Here is a 17955-nt window from a genome sequence, read left to right as displayed (position 1 = left end):
TCCCTAAGCAAATTCTCTTTGTGGGCAGAATCTCGCCAGAAAAAGGGGTTCATGTGTTAATCGATGCCTTTAACCAAGTGGTGTCTCGTTATCCCAACGTCCAGCTTAAATTAGTCGGACCAGAAAATGCCATGCTACTCTGGTATATTCTTGACCGCAATGACCCAAAAGTGCGATCGCTGATGCCCTATTTTCGCGGTCACTATCGGGAGTTATTACAACAGCGAATCTCAAAAAGTGCCGCTAACAAGGTCTTTTTTCTAGGGAAAGTTCCCCATGAAGAGATGATCACATACTATCAAGAAGCTGATCTATTTGTCTTTCCTTCCGTTTGGCAAGAGCCATTTGGAATGCCCATTGTAGAAGCAATGGCGATGGAATTACCAGTAATTGCGACTCAGGGTGGTGCTTTTCCAGAAATTGTAGAGGAAGAAAAAACCGGTTTATTAGTTGAAAGAGGTGACGCTAATGCTTTGGCTGAGGCAATTTTACGCCTTATTATGGATGAAAATCTCAGTCAAGAAATGGGAAAATCTGGACGTAAAAGGGTTGAGGAAAACTTTTCTTGGGAACAATTGAGTGAAATTTTATTCGCTGAATATCAAAGGCTGTTAAAAATATAGATTGCTAGTTCAGATAAAAGGGGTAAAAATAGGAAATATAAACTTTCACTACTTCCCCTCTTAAATTCAGCTAATGTTGCAATTTATTAAATCTTAACCGTACTGTTTTTGTTCCCACTCCTTGTAGTAATCCTTGACAGAAATTGGCGAATATTTAGGAGGATTATTCTCGTTGACACAAACATCAAGACAGCGAAGTTCAGCATCCTCATTAGGAGTTACTTTAAAGACAATCGAGTATCTAGAGCGAGTTCTATAAAATTCCTCTTCGGGAATTGTAACTTGATGGAGGGTAGAAATAAGTTGATCGTTTGTCCATCGTTGGATAATATCTTCCATGATTACTACTACTGTACCAGGAATTGAGGCGACAGGAATCCATTCCCCATCAGGTGTACAGATCTCTAGACCTTTACACTCATCTTGAAAGATTAAGCCAAAAGTTCCCGAACCGTAATGTGCTTTGAATCGAGTTTGTCCGGTCTGCGTAGGTTGAGTAATTGGGAAATAATGACTTAAACCTACATAACTATTTTTGTGAGAAATTACATCGGTTAAAACCGTTTCAGGTATTTTCAAAGCAATAGCCAATGCTTGGAATAACTTCCAAGACAGTTCTTGGCAGCTTTGGTGAAATTCTAGAATAGTCTCACGAAATTGTGGGAGATTAACTGGCCAATCATTTTTGGGATGAGAATTTATAGCGCCATCAGAATTTGCGCCATCAGCAGATCTTTCATAAATATATCCAAAGACTTCTTTGGTTTTTGCTGGATTTCTGAAATATCCTACACCTGGGCTATATCGATCCTTTGCAATCTGTTCTTTTTCTTCTAAAGGCAGGGCAAAAAAAACCTGAGATTGAGCAAAAACTTGATCAATAAAATCTGGAGAAAAGCCGTAGTTTTTTAGGTATAAACAACCAACTTTATCTAAGGCATCATAAAATTGTTTAGCAACGGCTTCTCTTTCAATTTTGTTCCCCTCATGAAAACCTTGAAAATCAATGACTGGAATGGTTTTATTCATTTTAACTTCCTTGAAAAATCTCTCAATTCAATATCTAATTTACCTGTTCAAAAACTTTTGCAAGACAACCTTACATAGCACTGTAGCCGCCATCTACCATCAAAATTGCCCCAGTTACATAGGACGCTGCTTCAGAAGCCAAGAAAATCACTGGCCCTACTAACTCCTCCGGTTTACCCCGTCGTTTCATCGGGATAACGGTGTTCAAGTGTTGCTGGTCTTCCTCTGGGGGGCGACGAAAGCCTTCAGTACCCTCCATGATATTGTCAATATAGCCCGGGCCAAACCCATTGACTCGGATATTGTACTCAGCCCACTCCAATGCTAGGGACTGCACTAGCAAATTTACCCCCCCTTTCGAGGCTGTATAAGCCGCTGAACCGGCAATTCCCACCACACCTGCGATGGAAGAGTTCATAATAATTGAACCACCAGTGCCTTGTTGGATCATTTGTTGAGCGGCGAGTTGAGCACATTGAAAATAGCCTTTAAGATTGGTGTTTATAATATCATCCCACTCCAGCTCCTCTAATGCAGCCGCTGGTTTGATGATATCAATGCCTGCATTACAAAGCATAATATCTAATCGCTGATAATGGGCAACGGTTTTCTTAATTAGGCGATCGCATTCTTGGCGCTTCCTCACATCCGTGGGAATGGCGATCACCTCCCCACCAGCCTCCTGAATAGCTTTTACAGTGTTTTCGGAGTCTTTTACCTTCATGTCAGCGACAACGATTTTCGTTCCCACTGCTGCTAATTCTTGAGCCAACACACGACCAATACCTCGTGCAGAGCCTGTGATAATGGCGACTTTACCTGTTAAGTCAAAAAGGGATGATTTCACAATTGCTTTTCTTTCTTGAGCTATCGAACTAAACCTTCTCTAAATCATAGTAGATATGAGTCTACTCTGGGCAGGATACCACCCCAATTTTAGAGGATATCTGAAAAGTTTTTTTATACTGAATTTTGCCCCCCTAGCCCCCCAATTTTGGGGGAAGAGTCAATTGGCTTCTAAAAGTCCCTTCCGGTGCGCTTTCCAATGGGCGAGTAAATCGCCCTTGGGTCGCACCGCAAAATTGGGGGATTTAGGGGGCTTGGATGTAGCAAATGAGACTTCTCAGACAACCTCTTAGTCATTCCTTGATTCACAAATTATTAGCATTATCCAATGTTAGTTCATGGACATTCCAAAACGGACTTTGTAGAGCAGAGTGTTTCACTCCTTGAATTTGATCTCGCACTGCTACCATCGATAATGAGTTGACCAGATAAATAAATGGTAAATACTCCTGGCTAAGTTTTTGAGTCGTTGCATAAATCTGCTTACGCTTGGTTTCATCCCAAGTTGTACTTCCTTCTAGATAGAGATCGGTAATTTTTTGCTCCCAACCAGGGACTAAACGTCCTGTTACTGGTGTTTGTTGGCCTTGTGGCTGGCGATTAAAAAAATGCCAATTACTCTCTGTAGACCATAAGATAACAGTATCATGGGGTTCTATTGCCATCGGAAAGTCGTTAAATATTTGGCACTCCCAATCCATCGTATTCATTAATTTGTCTACAACTAATGTTACCGCAATCGGATGTAAATTCACTTTAATTCCAATTTTATTTAAATCCTGCTGAATCAAGGGAGCCATATTCTGTAACGTTCGTTTCCCTACATTATAGGTAAGGGTAAATTCCACTCTATTGCTGGCTGAATCCAATAACTGACCTTGAGAATTATATTGAAAGCCTGCCTGAATCAACAAGGCTTTTGCCTGATCAATATTATAGTCATAGACTGGCAAGCCTGCTTCCGGAGAAAGATAGTAAGGACTTTGCTCGGCAATGGGAGAATTTTGGAGTGCGCCTAACCCTTTAAATAGGGTGTTAAGTAGACGCTGGCGATTAATGCTATAAGCAATAGCCTGGCGGAATTCAACCGTATTAAACCAACGGGATTTAATCGGGTCTACTAGAGGTTTTCCATGACGCTTTCCCGTATTTAAATTAAACGTTATCACTGTTGTTGTTGTTTGCTTTCCTCCATTATAAATCGTAAAATTACCTTTATTTTCCTCTTTTTTTAACAAAGAAAAATAATCGATATTGACTTTAATAAAATCTAGAACTCCAGCCCGAAATTGAATTAATGCCGTGTCATCATTAGAAACCGTTTGCTGAATAATTCGCTCAATATAAGGCTGAGGGTTACCCTGATCATCTTTACGCCAGTAGTGGGGATTTTTTCTAAAGGTTATTCGTTCGCCGGGAATATAGGATTCTAATTGATAAGGACCGTTACTAATAATTTGTTCTGGGGGTGTATCTGTACTCCAGGCAGAGAGAAATAAAAGCCTACCCCCAGCGTCTTTTTTGTGAATCAATGATTGCAATACGTGGGCAGGTAATATTTCCATGCGAGTGATCCGCAAAAAGGGAGAAAAGGGTTCAGGTAGGGTAAACTCAACACGCCAATCATCCAGCTTCTTAACGGTGGGAAATTCCCGATTTTTACCAATTTTTAAAAAATCCCTAGCATAGGCATTAATTTCAGGATTTTTGTAAATATCCTCATAGGTAAATACGACATCATTTGCTGTGAGTGGTTTGCCATCTGACCACTTTAGTCCTTTTCGGAGGGTAAACATAATTTTCCGTCGATCCCTATAAAATTCCCAGGATTCAGCCAGTGCTGGTTCAATATCACCCCGCTCATTTTCTCGTACCAATCCTTCGTACAAGTAAGTTAAAATTCCCGCTCCTTCTTCCATGAGCTGAGGATTAAAGGTATTAGGTTCTACAGAACTACTAACAATGATTTGAGACCTTAGTGCTGGTTTGTGAAGCCACCGTGGTTGAAGACAACTAACCAGGGCAATTGCGAGGATAAAACAGATGAATATCCTATATCGACGATACCTGCGTTGAGTTAGGGCAATTAATCTTTTCATCATCAGAATGGGTGTTGGGTGTTGGGTTTGGGTATTGGGTTTGGTGCAGAAATGTTGAATGATAGTTAAAAACCTAGACAAATAGCCTCTAATTTGATAAATTAGAGGCTAAATAAAAATCTAACAATGTTGATTCAATGATATCAAATTTTCCACAAATAGTCAAAAGATACCTAGGAAAATTACCTACTGATGATTATCCAGTCCTCAATACTTTTCTATTTGTATTAACCTGGTTAGACTTTGTGCTATATCAGAGTCAAAGTAGCATGAGGAGTTTATTTAAGCGCCTGAATGTACGTGGTATAGACCTAGACATATCAACCTTCTCTAAGGCGAGCAAAGTGAGAAATACAATGGTGTTTTATAATTTGTTCGTTGACTTGAAAAAAAAATCTTAAAAAAAGCCAAAAAATAGATAAAAATAAGTTAGCCTTGTTTCCGATAGATTCAACAATAGTTACCTTGACAAGCAAGTTGTTATGGAGTCAAGGATTTAATCAAGTAAAACTCTTCAGTGGCTTAAATTTATTAACAGCAGAGCCAGGAGGAATAATGATTAATTTTGGTCAAGGTCACGATAGTAAACATGGCGATAATACAATAGAATCAACTCCACAAAACGGAGTCATTGTAATGGATAGGGGATTTGCAAGCCTGCCTAGAATCCAAAATATAAAGACCAAATATAATCGTTATTTTGTCTTAAGAATTAAGAACAATGTCAAGGTAGAAATGTTGGAGGATGGGCAGTACATAATCGGAACAAAAAAATATCAAGTAATAGCGAGAGTAGTCAACTTTTGTGACCTCACAACTCACACTGAATTTAGACTAGTCACTAACCTACCAGAAACAGGCGAACCAAGAATAAGTAATGAAGTAAGTAATGAAGAGATTGGGGATTTTTATCGTTTACGGTGGCAAATAGAGTTGTTTTGGAAGTTTTTGAAGATGCATTTAAAACTCGACAGATTAATAACAAATAATGTCAATGGAATTGAGATTAAAATCTATAGCTGTCTCATCGCTTATGTTTTATTACAATTAGTTGTTATCCCGAAATACTTCGGCAAAAAACTATTAGATAAGCTCAGATATTTGCAAGCTTTTATGTGTTAAAATATTAGCTATGTTCATTGGTTTGATAAGATAGTGTTTTCGTGAAGTTATCTGGCGTGTTATAGGTGTAGTGTATCTAATTTTAGGTACATAACTCTCGGGATTCAACATTTATGGGTTTGGTGAAAATGGCTGAAACCTTTACCTGTCAATCTTTTCCCTTCTGCCCTCTGCCCTCTGCCCTCTGCCTTTCGCTATAATTTTGGTAACACAACAACTGAAGTTGCGATCGCGATCGCGTCACCTCAATGTCAGAAGAACAACTCAGACAATTAATTACCTCTAATGCTAAAGCCATCTCTGCTTTAACCAACTTAGCCAATGAAGTTATTCCTCGAATTGATGAAATGCAACGTCAAATCAACAATATGCAAAGAGATTCTGTAGAGACGAAAAGACATATTGATGATACGACTGCTGATATCAGAGAATTAATGCTAGAAAATCAACGAATTCTCCGCTATCTGGAAAATATTGTGAATCGTGAAAATTAATCAAGGGCAGTCCCGATGAAAAGTTTTTTTCACCACTAGGTGATGAAAGTAGATTCTTCCGAAGTTTCCTCTTGCCTACTTTCAAGTCAGGCGATCGCTTCGGATTTTTATAAAATGATTATCATTTTATAAGTAGGGTAAAGGGTGCTATGTTCATCTTCTCCGAATAGTCCGATTTTACCCAGTCGGTAGGGTCATTCTGCATCTTTCTTTATCAAGCACTTTCACACTATGTGGGATCAATCGTAAAAAACTTTAAAGGGTTGGCTGTTATGTCAGCAATTTGTGACAACAACTCTTGCATAATGCAAACATGCAAAATTACGTAATTTTTCGGATAGACAAGACAGGCGTTGAGGATGTACAATATTATTGGCATGTAATTACCGCTCCAGTTACGCAATGTACAAATTAGAGGGCTGCTGGGCGCACCGACGTGCGCCCCTACCGCTCTCCAATTCAATTATCTCGGAGTTCGGAATAGTAAGAAAAACAGGAGGAAAGATGGCATACACGTTGGAAAAAGTAACAGGTGGATCGAAATTAACTGTGGGTGAGCGAAAGTGGGGAGATTCGGTGGAGATAAACTTTGGTGCAATGACAAGTTGTATAGGAATAATAGGAAGAAGGAACGGTGAGAATCAAATAAGAGCTATACATCTTTCTGTAGTAGATAAAGATGGAACGCCTGTCTATGATCAAGCATCAGGAGTCAAAGGACAAGTGGAGAATATCATGTCGCAAGCCGAATCTATGAGAGCCTGCATTGGGCAAACAGCGGTGTGGAACAACGATGATAATCGGCAGCTAGCAGGGTTTTTTATAAATCTTATGCAGACGTTAGAAATTGATACTTGGGTTCCTTTAAATGATGGTAATATAAAAGTTCGATGGAACAAGAATGGAAAGATTAGCTATAATTACAATAATAATGACGATTGGCAAGAAATCGAATTTTAGAATGATTGATTAACATCTGATCTCTGCTGTGAACGGGTGAAAGTGATAAAAAATGTGCATATAATTCGTCATTCTAAGATCCTGTAGGGGCGGGTTCACCAAGCATTTCGCCAAGTGACAAATCAATCTTGTAAACCCGCCCCGGTTGAACGAGAAATGGTGGAAAGGGCTTGACTAATTGCTCTTTTGCTTAACTTGTCACCAAATGACCCTGACGACTGCTATAGCACGACTCTACCCAGCTCTGAAAGGCTTCAGCTTATCGCGAGCTGTGGCTTGGGCTCATTGCCTAAAGCCATCTTATATCAAGTTCGGATAAACAGTTATAATTCCCTTCCACCTTGCAACCTTCTTTCTTCCCTCGGAGCCTCCTGCCTCCTGCCTTCTGCCTTATTGCCACCGAAGTGTAAGTATTCAACCGAACTTGATATTACTAGTCTGGCTTAAAGACTAATTCTCCAACTTTGCGACTAAATCGACCACTCTGTGCTACTTCCGTAGTGGTTGCCGCCTCCGCTGCAAGAACTTCAATTGCAGCCGTTTCCCATGAGACTCCATTCTTAGCATTCCAATTAGGCGGAGGATCTTGAGGAATTTTACCGGTATCATTTAATACAGCAGTAATAGGGTTGCCCGTGTGTCCTCCCTCTACAGGCGTCAAGCCTAAAGCAGGAAAGTCGAAAGTAGCTCCTGGTTTTGTGTAAGTAATGGCGCGCTTTCTGGCAAAGGTCTCAGCATCCCGGCCATTAGTATTTCCCGAACACCGAAGCACCCAATCTTTCTTTACCAAATACAAACTTGAACCATAATTTTTAGTCTGTTGATCCCTATTCGTCGTAAATACTGCTACCTTATTCGAATAAGCATAAGAAGGAGGCGAAAAGGTACAGAACCCTACCACAAATACAGTCAGCAGAGCAAAAAATTTACGAAACATTGGTACATTCTCCAAATACAGGTACTCGTCAATCAAAAACTGTGTTAAGCGGCAGCGCACGGGTGCGAGCGATCTACTCTATCTATTTCACCAAACCAACACTTTGTCAATAGCGCGAGGGCTACTAACTTAAGGCGGGACACTTTATATAGCAAAGGCTTCAGCCTTTGGACAGTTGAGCTATTCTTGGTCGGAATTTTGTCCCCGTTTACGCTGGTAGCCAACTTGATATTATAGATAATACCCAACAAAGCGCAAGATTGGAGTAGGGGCGAAGCATTTGGGCGATAATTTAAGCACTCCAGACCCAAATGTCTCAATCCAAATGCTATGCTGCTTCGCACCATGCTGCGCAAACGCCCGACCCCCTTGCGACTGAATGCGTTTCTTAAGACTAAAATCTAAAATCTAAAATTCTTTCTTAAGAGCCCCCCCACTGACACTGATTACAGTGGCTATCTCAGCAATCGTGGGATACTCAAATAGTGTGGCAATTGGAATCTCTACTGAATAGATGTCTTGAATTTTTGCCACCACTTGTAGGAGTTGGGTTGAATATCCTCCCAACTCAAAGAAGTTGTCGTTGGTACTAATTTTTTCCAGTCCTAATACGGCTTGCCATATCTTGAGTAAGGTAACTTCTGTGGGATTTGTCGGCTCTCCCCAAGGTTTAGATTCCAGGGATTCTTCAGTAGCAACTTTAGACTGGGGTATGGGTTCAGTTGTTTGTTCTATCAAGGAGCGCAGTTGTACCAAAGTCCGGTCGGGATCAGTCACGACAGATTCTAACAACACCTGGAATTGCTTAACCATTTTGGTAATGGTTGTAGCGGCAAACAAATCTGTTCGATAGAATAAACTGCCTTCAATTCCTGCCGACGTTTCTGTCAGATATAGATTCAAATCAAATTCTGCAATATCTCGCCCATCACTTTTTTCCAGCTCTAAAGGTTGAACCGTTATATCGGCTAAACTTAACTCTTCTTCTGGTAAATTGAGCAAGACAAACATGACTTGAGTCAGTAGGGTATAGTGACGATCACGAACAGGTTGGAGTCCTTCCACCAGCTTAATAAAGGGCATCTCCTGATGGGCGTAGACGTCGAGAACTCCCGAACGCACTTGACGCAGCAACGTTCGGAAACTGGGGTTTCCCTTAAAATGCGTTCGCAAGGGTAACAAGTGAACGAAAAAACCAATCGCTTCCCTAATTTCGGATTGCGTCCGGTTAGCAATGGGACTACTAACAATAATATCTTCCTGACCTGTATAGAAAAATAGTAGGCTTTTGAAAGCTGCCAATACAGCCATGTACAAGGTAATGCCTTCGGTTTGACAGAGTCCCTTGAGCTTAGTGACCAAAGCTGATGAAAACTTCACCGTTTCCCCACTTCCGGTGAATGTGCGACGAGGCGGACGAGGATAGTCTGTGGGTAGTTGGATCACTGGTGGTGTCACACCAAGATGCTGTTTCCAAAAAGTCAGTTGATCTGCCAACCCTTGCCCTTGTAGCCATTGTCGCTGCCAAGCTGCAAAATCAGCATACTGTAAGGGTAACTCTGATAAGGTCGAAGACTGACCTTCACAGAAAACAGTATAGAGAGTAGACAACTCTTGCAGCAAGATACCAAATGACCAGCCATCAGCGACAATATGATGGGTCGCAATTAAAAATACATACTCTGTTTCATCCAGTTGCCAGAGTTGACTCCGCAGAAAAGGCCCTTGGGTAAAATCAAAGGGGTGTTGAATGGCGGCATTAGCTTGTTGTTTGGCTTCAGGTTCCCGCTCCTGTAGCGGTAATTCTCGCAAATCGACAACTGAGAAACTATAGACTGGCTCTGGTGCGATCGCATAGATTACTTCCCCATTCACACAGGCAAAGGTACTCCGCAAGGTTTCATGCCGCCGGACAATTTCTCGTAGACTTTGCTCCAAGGCTGTGACATTGAGTCTTCCGGTGAGATGATAGACTAAGTGCAGATGGTAAAGTGGATTACCTGGATATAACTGCTCAAAAAACCAAAATTCTTGCTGTGTATAAGAAATTGGCTCCCTGCCTGATTGTACAGGTCTAGGTTGCAGCGGGGGTTTATCTTGATGGAGTGAGTGATGACTTGCTGTTTCTAGGTGTTGGGCAATTTCCGCAATGGTTGGTGCTCCAAAGAAATCCTGTATTGATAATTCCCCTTGGAGTGCTTTCCGACTGAGAGCGATCGCCTCCATTGCCCGCAAGGAATGTCCTCCCAAGTCAAAGAAGTTGTCGTCAATCCCAACCCGTTCTAAACCGAGTACATCCTGCCAGATCCCTGCTAAAATCTCTTCAGTGGGGGTGCGCGGTGCCACAAAGGCTTGTCCCAGTGAAGGTCGCATTGTGGTGGGTTCCCTCAAGGCACGACGGTTAACCTTACCATTCGGTGTCAGCTCAAAAGACTCCATCTCCACAAAGACTGATGGCATCATATAATCAGGTAACTGGGCTTGCAGAAACCGCCGTAACTCTTCTACCGTTACCGTTTGTTTTTGTTGAGGAATAAAGTAAGCGACCAAATACTTTTCTCTGGCACTTTCTCCAAAAACCTGAGCCACAGCTTGACTGACTTGAGGATGTTTACTCAAAACCGCTTCGACTTCTCCGAGTTCAACCCGAAAACCTCGAACTTTAACTAGGGAATCAATTCGTCCTAAAAACTCAATGTTACCATCAGGTAAATAACGGGCTAAATCTCCTGTTTTATAAAGGCGAGAGTTGGCATCCACACTGAAAGGATTAGCAATAAACTTCTCGGCTGTGATTTCGGGACGGTTGAAATAACCTCTCGCCAAACCGCCGCCACTAACGTAAAGTTCTCCGGGAATACCAATGGGAACGGGTTGCAGTTTGCTATCTAATATGTAAACGTTGACGTTAACAGCTGCTTTGCCTATGGGGGGATAGACTGGCCAGCTTTCTGGGCGATCGCTAAACCGATAGGCTGTCACCAAATCCGCTTCCGAAGGGCCATAAAAGTTGTAGAGGGTACAATGGGGCAAACCCTTGAACATTTCGACCATCGGTTGAGTAATTTGCAACTGTTCCCCGCAAGCAATTGCTTCTCGAAGATTAGCAAATAGATGGGTTTGTGTGCCGTATATTTCGGCAATTTGTTGCCACAATACAACCGGAAGAATAACCTTTGCGATGGGATGATTTGCTAAAAGCTGAATGAGTTTATCAATATCTTTGCGTTCGGCTTCTGAGGAAAGATAGAGCGTTCCCCCAAACGCCCAAGCTGCAACAATTTCGTGATAACTTACATCAAAACTGAGGGAAGCGAACTGCAAAACCCCAACAGCTGTTGCCATTTCCCCTTGATGGTGTTCAATTAAGTTGATCAAGGAGCGATGAGGAACCGCAACACCTTTCGGGGTTCCCGTTGAGCCAGAGGTGTAGATAATATAGGCTAAATCTTCGGGTTTGACTCTACTATCAGGATTAAGATCAGATTGTGATCCAATTTTGTCCCATTCCTGATCTAAGGTGAGCAGATGACAGGGGTAATTTGCCTGAAAATTAACCGTTGACTGGGTTAACACCACAGGGGGTTGACTATCGGCTAGCATCAAAGCCAAACGTTCTGGGGGATAGTTAGGATCGAGGGGAACGCAAGTCCCCCCAGCTTTCAGGACAGCCAGGATGGCAATTGCCACTTCTAGAGAACGTTCGCAGCAAATGCCAACAGGGACATCCGGTTTCACCCCCAAATCTTGCAGATAATGGGCTAACTGATTGGCTTTTTGGTTTAATTGTTGATAAGTGAAGTATTGATCTGCATAAACGACAGCAGTGGCATGGGGATTGTGTTCTGCCTGTTGCTGGAATAGCTGATGAATGCAGCCTGTAATTGGTTGTGGACTCTCGGTTTGATTCCACTGCACTAAGAGCAATTGTTGCTCAGATTCAGTCAGAATCGGTAATTCTGTCGGGTTGACTGCTGGATAGGTCACCATTCCCACCAGCAACGTTTCTAGATGTCCCAACATTCGGTCAATGGTGTCTGCATCAAAGCGATCGCCATTGTATTTAATTCTTAAACTCAGCTGTTCCCCTGGAATTGCTACAATTGTGAGGGGATAGTTTGTCAGTCCGATATCTTGAAGATCGGTGATGTACAAATTATCCGGTAGTTTTCGCTCCGTAGTAGGATAGTTTTCAAACACAACAATACTGTCAAACAGTTGTTGTCCCGCAGGAATATCACTCCAACTTTGAATATCCACCAAGGGGGTATAGGAATACTGTTCCCGTTCGATATGCTGTTGTTGTAAGTCCTCAAGCCAAGACTGGGTATCGGTTGTGTCGGGAATTGTTATCCGTGCAGGCAGAGTATTAATGAATAACCCCACCATTGATTCTACACCCGCTAATTCAGCAGGACGACCCGATACGGTCACCCCAAAAACCACATCTGACTCCCGACTATAGCGACTTAGTAGCAAAGCCCAAGCTGCTTGCACTAAAGTGGAAAGGGTGAGATGATTTTGTTGGGCAAAAGACTTTAAACGCGCGGTTGCTTCTGTTGAGAGATCACGAAGCCCCATTAAACAGGTTTGGGTCTGTAACCGTTGATCTTTGCTGTAATTATCAACTACTAAAGGAGTTGATGCGGTTAACCCTTCCAGGATTTTTCGCCAAAATGTCTCAGCTTCAGACAGGTCTTGTTGCTGTAACCAAGTAATATAATCCCGATAGGGGCGAGATGGAGTTAATAATAAGGGGGAATTGTTCTTAATCGAATCATAAAATGCCCAGACATCCTTCAGTAAAGTTGGCCAACTCCAACCATCTAAAATAATGTGATGAAAACTCCATACAAATTCGTACTTTTCTTCGGCTACCTGCATCAGAGCACATCGCATTAAGGGTGCTTTCCCAAGTTCAGCCCCTTGTTGTCGATCACTGTCTAGAAAAGCATCCATCCTGGCTTTTTGGGCTTCAGGAGATAGGGTTTGCCAGTCATGATAACTCCAGGTTAGCTTGACTGTTTTACGTACAACTTGAACAGGCTGCTTACGGTTTTTCCAAACAAATAATGTTCGCAAAACTGGGTGTCGTTCTACAAGTCTCACCCAAGCCTGTTCAAAGACCTTCGGATTCAGATTGCCGTGAATTGTCAACTTAAATTGATCGAAATATAACCGATATTCAGGGTGATACAGTGTCTGAAATAATATCCCTTTTTGCGTTGATGAAAGGGGATACATTGCTTCAATATCTTTAATTTTATTTTGCGCAACAACCATTTTATTATATTAAATAGTTTTATATTAAAAAGCAGTGACAGATAAGCCCCCATCAACTGCTATTGAAATTCCGGTGATATAGCTAGCACATTCTGAAGCTAGAAATGCCACTAAACTACCAACTTCCATCGCCTCACCTCTACGACCCAAGGGAATTTTATTATCCATTCCTGCTTTAATTTCATCGGCAGTTTTATTACCAAGTTTAGAAAATAGTTCTAAATAGTCTTGATGTCTTGGTGTATCAATGATGCCAGGGTTTACACAATTCACGAGAATATTATATCCCGCTACTTGGTTAGCCACTGCTTTGGTAAAGTTGACTAATCCTGCATTAGCAACTCCTGATTTAATCAGGGTACCAGAAGGCTCTTTTCCGGATGTACCGACAATATTAATAATTCGCCCCCATTTCTGAGTTTTCATGGTCGGTAACACCAAATTTGTCATTCTAATATAGCCCAGTAACTTCCCTTCAAAAACAGTCCTCCAATCTTGATCATACAGTTCTTCTACCTCATTTTTAGCAAAATTAGCCCCGGCTGAATTGTTCACCAATATATCAATTTTTCCAAATTTACTTAGTGCTGAATACACTAACTTTTTAGAATCATTAGGTTGTTGAACATCTGCACAAATGCTAAGCATTTCTATTCCCGCAGTTTGGAAAACTTGTTCAGCTTGTTTTAGGCGATCGCGATTTCGACCACAAATAATTAACTTGCATCCTTCCCCAGCGAGTCTATCAGCGACAGCATAACCAATCCCTGCACTCGCACCTGTTACTAAAGCAACTTTTCCAGTTAATCCTAAATCCATTAATTAAATTCCAATTTAGATCCCAATTTCAATTAAACAAACGTCTTGGTTAGATTTATTGTATCCACGATAGGTAATTTTAGTGGGTGCGTAATAAATTTTTCCGTATTCTAAAGTTTGCTCTTCTTCTCCGACAGTCATCACCAGTTTACCATTGAGAATAATCCCCATTTTATCACGAACTGATTGGTTGACAGGTAGTTTTCCATCTGGGGGAATTTGAGTAATTTTGATATCAAACCACGAACCGGTTCCCCACTGACAATCAAACCCCGTTTCTTCATCTTTAGTAGATACAAGTTTAAAAATTTTATTCTCAAAGTTGTCATTATCGTCTATCTGTTTGTTTCCCTCAGGAATTAGACGCTTGACATCAAAACATCGAACCGTTTCTGAGGTCGTATTAACCGAACCATGGGGAACATTCGCATCCGCCACATAAACATCCTGCAAGGGAGTCAATATTGCTTTTTCCCCATTTATATTCATTTCCAAACCTTGATTAAATACCATACCCATCTGACTTTCCTGATGGTGGTGTAAATCGAAGGTCGCACCTGGACAAATCTCAGCCAGTTGCACAACGGTATCCTGACATTGAAATGCTAATAACTCTACAGATGATTTTACTTTTATCGGTTTACCGATTGGGAAAAATACTGACATAATTTTTTTGAATTATTTGTTATACTTATTTTCTTCTAGTCATGATAGTTTTATTAATCCAAGACTAAGTAGTTATATTTTTTGAAAAATCGACCAACTCATTTTAATTTTACCATAGGTTTTGATAAACTCTAAGCCGTATTTTTCAGCCGCTTTTTCATTCGTAATTGCCAGTTCTGCTAATCCTTCACTGACCTCTTTTGCCGCTACACTAGTGGAATCTACTAACTTAACTTTAATGGATTTTTGCTGCTCATAATCTGGCAATAAATAAGAGAGCAATGGTAAGGGAGCTGGATGAGTTAAAATCGTACAATTATTTATGTCAAATTGGTTGATTGGCTTCTTAGCTAATCCATAACTAGGTGTTGGATAAATAAAAATGAAGCTCAGTTCAAAACTCGGCTCCATATAAAAGTCATTAATGTTATGGTAAGCATGAGGAACAAGAGCAAGATTGACGTCTTCTGACACCAAAGCCTCTTTTAATTGGCTAAAGTTATCAAATAACTTTGTGGTAATTGAAAGTCCTTCTAATTGCAATTGCTCAACGACATATTCAAGTGCCTCTTCACTACTCGTTCCGGCTGGCCCTAAAGTCCCGACAACTAACGTTTTAGAAGTCGGTAGAGAATAATTAAATTCAATGGCGAACTTCAGCATGATTTGAGTAAGAAAAGCTAAAGGTTAGTTGGTTGTAGCATCCCAGAACTTTTGAGAGATGCTAAATTTGAGTTACCTGTGCAAAATGTTGAAATATTCATAAGTTCAAAAGTTTAGGGGGTTTACGGGGTGAAGAAGTCACTGGAATATTCATTTGAACGGCTTCCTGAAACTTCGCTACATCCCACTCAGCAATACTGAAAACCCCCAGTTTTTCAAACAACTGAGATGATACACTATCCTGAGTAATGTAGTTGACTCGAATATCCTCTTGTAACGATTCTGCTAAGAGTTGAATGTTTGCCAGTTGTGCCCCTTTAATCACGTCCGCTTCCGCAGGGTTTGGTGGCATCCGATGACCATAACTGCGAACATGAAAACGAGATTCACGGGGTCCCCCAGGCACGATGGAAAAGGTTTGGACGTGTTCAGGGAAAACGCTCAAGGAAAAGGGCATGGGCATTTCTTCTTGGGCGGCCATTGAGCAAAAGGCAGAATAACACAAGGTTTCTGGTAAAAACTGGTGTTCTGCGGCGAACCGCTGGAGTTCTTTCTCCCGTTCCCAGTCATGTCGTGCTAAGGTCTTGGCACAGTCATAATATTTCCGTTCAACTGGGTTTAACTTGGGCGAAGCGGGGTCTCGCATGGGGATAATCATGCCATTAATCCCTTCACAATCACTCGATACCCCAAACCTTAAGGTCAATCCTTTGTGCATCATCGGGAAGTGGTAATCTTCTAAGAAGTTCTCCCACAGCAGCTTGTAGTCCACTTCCACGGAAATATCATACTGACCCGATCCACCAATGGGTTGCATTTCTTCGAGTTTATAGGGGTCGAGTAAACCAGGTTGATGCCAAATTTCTTTGAGGCTTGGACCTTGTCGCAGCAACCGGATAAAGACAAAGCCATAAAATACCTCAATATCAATGGGGTCTAGACCATAGTCTCTAGCGCCCTCAAAGTCAGGCCCCTGTTGTCGCCCATCAATATGCTTCAGTTTACCGGCAAACAGATCCCCGTTGGCGGTCCGAATCACATAAGCCCGTTCGCCCACAATATCAAGCCAAGTATATTGATGGGGTTGGGGAATTTCGTTAACGTGGCAGACAAATTGCCAAGTCGGTGCAATTAAATGCTTTATTTCCAAAGCAAACAGATCCCAATCCCCATAAGTCCAAATGGGTAAAGCGATTCTTCTATTTTGCTCGGGTTCATCTGTAGTTGCCTCAGAAGAAGATAACGAGGATCCATCAGCTTCTACTCCAAAACACAAATCTGAAATCTGAGTGTGTTTGACTTCCTCGAGAATGTCTTCTAGCTTCAAGGATATCGTTTCAGCTTCTACCATCAAAAGTGCTTGTCTGAGTTCCCGCATCACCGACTCTAGCAAGAGGTCGCGATTGCGGTCAGGTTCTGTGTTCAAGTCTAAGTTCACAGATGACAAAACGGCTTCAGGAGTCAGACCCTGCCGTTGAGCAATACCAGCAACCACATGTTTCAGTTGCTCCCCGAGATAGCCAATCTTAATCCAGAGGCGAATAGGTTCAGGCAGGCATGGGATGATTCCCTCGGTATAGCCTGGACTGACATCTTGTAAAAGGTTTGCGATCGCTACTCCTATATTTTGTCCATTGACCTGGATATCTGCTGGCGGCATGGTTGTGATGGGTTCGTCTCCATCTCCATTTGCGATTAACCTGGCAAATACCCCTTGGTTGCTATCGATGCGAGTTTCAAATGACCGTAAACTGTAATCTTTTAGGTCAAAATCTTCCCCGAATTCTCCTCGGTTTGCCCCTGGTGCATTGGTGCAGTGCCCATCTTCACTAAAAGCCCAACCATGATAGGGACACAACTCTGATTTACCCCCTTTGATGCAACCGTTTCTTTCAAACACCAGACATTGGCGATGGGGACAAACATTCAAAAACACTTGGATCGAACCATCCCCTTGACGGATTGCAACCACAGGTTCTTGAAACATCTGAACGGTTATAAAATCACCGGGGTTGGGGATTTCTGTCCCATGACAAATAAAGTACCACTGATTTGCCAGTGCTTCGGGTTCTAGTTTAACTGCGCGAACCACTTTAGCCACTAGATAATATTGAACGGTTTCTAGAGTAACCCTTGGACTTTGGTGTTGATTGTATAGTGCTACAGCTTCTGTTAACGGGCGCTGCACCCCCTCAAAGGCTGTCCCATCCGTCAACAAACGGGCAACAAATTCATACCAGCCTTGCTGGGACTGGCGAGCGATGGTGCTACCCTTCGTCACCAGGGTATAAAGCTGTTGTCCAATTTCAACAAATTGCTGACTTACTTCTATGGGATTCTGGTGATTCATCTGGTGTCTTTTACGATTACACAGCAGGTCTTACAAAGTAGCTTTTGCGTTTTTTTATCTTGCC

12 protein-coding genes and 1 pseudogene are annotated in these 17955 nt (G+C 41.7%); 4 read left to right on the top strand and 9 right to left on the bottom strand.

Going from position 1 to position 17955, the window contains the following annotated elements; all coding sequences use genetic code 11:
* Positions 1-623 (top strand): glycosyltransferase family 4 protein (locus F6J99_RS09075; protein WP_293112638.1); only part of this gene is annotated, 623 nt, incomplete at its 5' end.
* A 93-nt stretch (positions 624-716) separates the two neighbouring features.
* Here F6J99_RS09075 and F6J99_RS09070 read toward each other — a convergent pair.
* The 3 genes from F6J99_RS09070 to F6J99_RS09060 form a co-directional block, all read right to left on the bottom strand.
* Positions 717-1652 carry a 2-oxoglutarate and iron-dependent oxygenase domain-containing protein gene (locus F6J99_RS09070; RefSeq protein WP_293112637.1) on the bottom strand — a complete coding sequence of 312 codons (936 nt, stop codon included), beginning with the start codon at positions 1650-1652 and terminating at the stop codon, positions 717-719.
* 70 nt (positions 1653-1722) lie between these two features.
* Entirely contained in the window at positions 1723-2499 is a 777-nt protein-coding gene (locus tag F6J99_RS09065) for an SDR family NAD(P)-dependent oxidoreductase (RefSeq protein ID WP_293112636.1), read from the bottom strand.
* A 304-nt stretch (positions 2500-2803) separates the two neighbouring features.
* On the bottom strand, positions 2804-4600 hold the full coding sequence (locus tag F6J99_RS09060; protein WP_293112635.1) for an ABC transporter substrate-binding protein: 1797 nt from the start codon (positions 4598-4600) through the stop codon (positions 2804-2806).
* Positions 4601-4734: 134 nt separating this feature from the next.
* Here F6J99_RS09060 and F6J99_RS09055 point away from each other — a divergent pair.
* The 3 genes and pseudogenes from F6J99_RS09055 (at position 4735) to F6J99_RS09045 (ending at position 7173) form a co-directional block, all read left to right on the top strand.
* Positions 4735-5719 (top strand): annotated as a pseudogene (locus F6J99_RS09055) (IS4 family transposase).
* A gap of 248 nt (positions 5720-5967) precedes the next feature.
* Positions 5968-6213: a DUF5798 family protein gene (locus F6J99_RS09050; RefSeq protein WP_293112634.1), complete on the top strand. Its 246-nt coding sequence runs from the start codon at positions 5968-5970 to the stop codon at positions 6211-6213.
* Between the two features lie 504 nt (positions 6214-6717).
* On the top strand, positions 6718-7173 hold the full coding sequence (locus F6J99_RS09045; protein WP_293112633.1) for a hypothetical protein: 456 nt from the start codon (positions 6718-6720) through the stop codon (positions 7171-7173).
* A gap of 433 nt (positions 7174-7606) precedes the next feature.
* On the opposite strand, the gene F6J99_RS09040 is transcribed toward F6J99_RS09045, so the two are convergent.
* From F6J99_RS09040 to F6J99_RS09015, 6 genes are all read right to left on the bottom strand, one after another.
* Positions 7607-8110, bottom strand: coding sequence for a hypothetical protein (locus F6J99_RS09040; RefSeq protein WP_293112632.1), 504 nt, complete (start codon positions 8108-8110; stop codon positions 7607-7609).
* Between the two features lie 408 nt (positions 8111-8518).
* The gene (locus F6J99_RS09035; RefSeq protein ID WP_293112631.1) at positions 8519-13393 is read right to left on the bottom strand and encodes a non-ribosomal peptide synthetase; all 4875 of its coding nucleotides are present in this window, start codon (positions 13391-13393) and stop codon (positions 8519-8521) included.
* A 24-nt stretch (positions 13394-13417) separates the two neighbouring features.
* The gene (locus F6J99_RS09030; RefSeq protein WP_293112630.1) at positions 13418-14212 is read right to left on the bottom strand and encodes an SDR family oxidoreductase; all 795 of its coding nucleotides are present in this window, start codon (positions 14210-14212) and stop codon (positions 13418-13420) included.
* A gap of 15 nt (positions 14213-14227) precedes the next feature.
* Positions 14228-14878 (bottom strand): cupin domain-containing protein, encoded by a 651-nt coding sequence (locus F6J99_RS09025; RefSeq protein WP_293112629.1) that lies wholly within the window; start codon positions 14876-14878, stop codon positions 14228-14230.
* A gap of 72 nt (positions 14879-14950) precedes the next feature.
* Positions 14951-15541 (bottom strand): hypothetical protein, encoded by a 591-nt coding sequence (locus F6J99_RS09020; protein ID WP_293112628.1) that lies wholly within the window; start codon positions 15539-15541, stop codon positions 14951-14953.
* Between the two features lie 97 nt (positions 15542-15638).
* Positions 15639-17891, bottom strand: a complete 2253-nt coding sequence (locus tag F6J99_RS09015; protein ID WP_293112627.1) for a Rieske 2Fe-2S domain-containing protein — start codon at positions 17889-17891, stop codon at positions 15639-15641.
* Between the last annotated feature and the right edge of the window lie 64 nt (positions 17892-17955).

The sequence above is a fragment of the Moorena sp. SIO4G3 genome, assembly GCF_010692305.1.
Lineage (GTDB): Bacteria > Cyanobacteriota > Cyanobacteriia > Cyanobacteriales > Coleofasciculaceae > Moorena > Moorena producens_A.
This window is presented reverse-complemented; position numbering and strand designations above follow the sequence as displayed.